Genomic DNA, 2151 nt, shown 5'->3' with positions numbered 1-2151 from the left:
GAAGGGGCGCGAGGTCGAGCTTGCCGCAGAAAAAGAGGATGCGGGCGCGGTAGTTTTCGAAGCGGCGGAAGCCGCGGGCATCGGCCTTGATGGCTTGGATCTTGGAGTTGAAGCCCTCGGTGAGGGCATTGGTGATCGGGTGCTGGAAGTACGTCAGAAGATTCACCAGATGGCTTTTGAGGGTGCGGGCCACGGCCATCACCTTCGGCAAACGGCTGCGCATGACGGTGCGGTACCACTGGGAGAAGAAGCGTTCGCCGCTGGCCGCGTCCGACTGGCTCCAGAACTCCACCATCTGCTCCTTGTACAACCAGGCCCGGGAGGTCTTCAGGTTCATTTCCAGCAGCTCGGCGAAGCTGGCCTGATGCTTCTCCGGCACGGTGCCATGCAGCCAAAGATACCGAGTCTGCTTGAGAGTCTCGTCGCCGTTCTCGGCCAGCTTGGCCGCCTCCTGCCGGCGGGTCTGGTCGACCGCCTCGTTGAGGTGCTTGGAGACATGGAAACGGTCATGGACGATCGCAGCCTGCGGAGCGGCGATCCGGGTGGCAGCCGCAAAGTTCGCCCCCATGTCCATGGCGGCGGCCTCCACTTTCAACCGCTGCGCTTCCGGCAGGCACTTCCACAGGGCAATCGCCTGCTCGGTGTCCCGTCCAAGCACCACGTCCAGCACCCGCGACTGGCCGAGGTCGGTCATCAGCGAAACGTAACTTTGGCCTCGCAGAAAACTCTTCTCATCGAGGCCGACTCGACGGAGTCCCTCCGTGCTCCGTCGAGCCAGGCCCCGCTCCACGGCCCGCTCGATCAGCCGTTGGACGCTGTCCCAATGCAGTCGCAGCAAATCTGCGGCCTGCGTCAGCGACCGACAGGCCGCGATCACTGCCACCGCAAAGGCTTCAAAGTGGAACGTGAAGCGCGAGCCCGGCTCTGCCCACGGCACCGTCACCGTCTTCACCCCGTGCTCCGGGCAGGCGCACCGCGGCACCCCACAGCGCAGTTCCAGAAGGTACTGCATCACACTCAGGTGCCGCCACGTCCTCTCCGGCAACCGGTCGTACACCGGGCACGGCTTCCCGCACTCGGGGCATGCCACCGGTGTCCGCTCCGGCCACGCCACGCAGATCGTGACCCGCTCCCGTTCCAGATCCTTTTCCACGTTCGTCACCCTCCAAGGCTTCTCGAGTTTCAGCAGCTGGCGGTAATGCTCGTTGACGGTTTCTTCCATCCTCACACATTAACCGCCCAGACCCTTTCCCACAACCAAACGTGAAGAACCTATTTAGTCCTGCCTCCGTCCATCTTTGCACAAGCTGCAGCCTCACCCGATGAAGAGGTTATCCGGCTTTCCGAGTTTACTGTCTCAGCAGAGAAGGATGTAGGGTACGCAACCACGAACGCAATAGGCGTCACCCGCACCAATACAGCCCTTATCGACACACCACAGGCGGTAGCCGTCATCAATCAAGAGTTCTTGCGCGATGCGATGGCCAGCGAACTGTATGATGTTTTGAAATACATCAGTGGCGTGGCGATTGAATCAAACGTGGGCGATAGTGTGATGATTCGCGGCTATGTCGTGCGAAGTCAGTATACAGATGGATTTGCCGACAACCAAAATCAAAGTCAGGCTGGTGCGGAGCCATTCCTGTTCGAACGGCTTGAGGTCCTGAAAGGCCCATCCGCAATTGTGTATGGCTCGCATGCAACTGGCGGAGTACTTAACCGCGTGCGAAAGTCACCGCAATGGAAGCCCGCTGGGGAGCTCGCGCTAACCTATGGTAATCATTCGCAAAAGAAAGCAGAGGTTGATTATACCGCTCCGCTCAACAAGCATTTCGCCTACCGAATCATCGGTGTCGTCCGGGATGAGGATCTCAACAATGGAGTGAATACCCGCTTTTCGTGGTTCAGACGTTGGAATGTGGATCCCATGATTGCTTGGCGTCCTTGGAAGAATGTCCAGGTGAAACTTACCGGGGAATTCCTTCACGAAAAGGGATTCAAGCACTGGAGTGACAATGCAGAACTTCAGCCCTTTGGGCGTGGGGCTGCCACTACATTCGGCCTTCTTCCCCGCGACTTCACATTTACGGATCCATGGGCATATAACGAAAATGACAAAAGAGCTGTTTTTGCCTCTATTGAGGCACAGCC

2 protein-coding genes are annotated in these 2151 nt (G+C 58.7%); one reads left to right on the top strand and one right to left on the bottom strand.

The window, feature by feature from the left end; genetic code table 11:
• A partial coding sequence (locus ACILSL_RS27680) for an ISL3 family transposase (RefSeq protein ID WP_395735302.1) occupies window positions 1-1222 on the bottom strand: 1222 nt, incomplete at its 3' end.
• Window positions 1223-1480: 258 nt separating this feature from the next.
• On the opposite strand from ACILSL_RS27680, the gene ACILSL_RS27675 reads away from it, so the two are divergent.
• Window positions 1481-2151: TonB-dependent receptor plug domain-containing protein (locus ACILSL_RS27675; RefSeq protein WP_395735301.1), on the top strand; the 671-nt coding region annotated here is incomplete at its 3' end.

The sequence above is a fragment of the Prosthecobacter sp. genome (genome assembly GCF_044222345.1).
Lineage (GTDB): Bacteria > Verrucomicrobiota > Verrucomicrobiia > Verrucomicrobiales > Verrucomicrobiaceae > Prosthecobacter.
The sequence above is the reverse complement of the archived record's forward strand: the minus strand, read 5'-3'. Positions and strand labels throughout refer to the sequence as shown.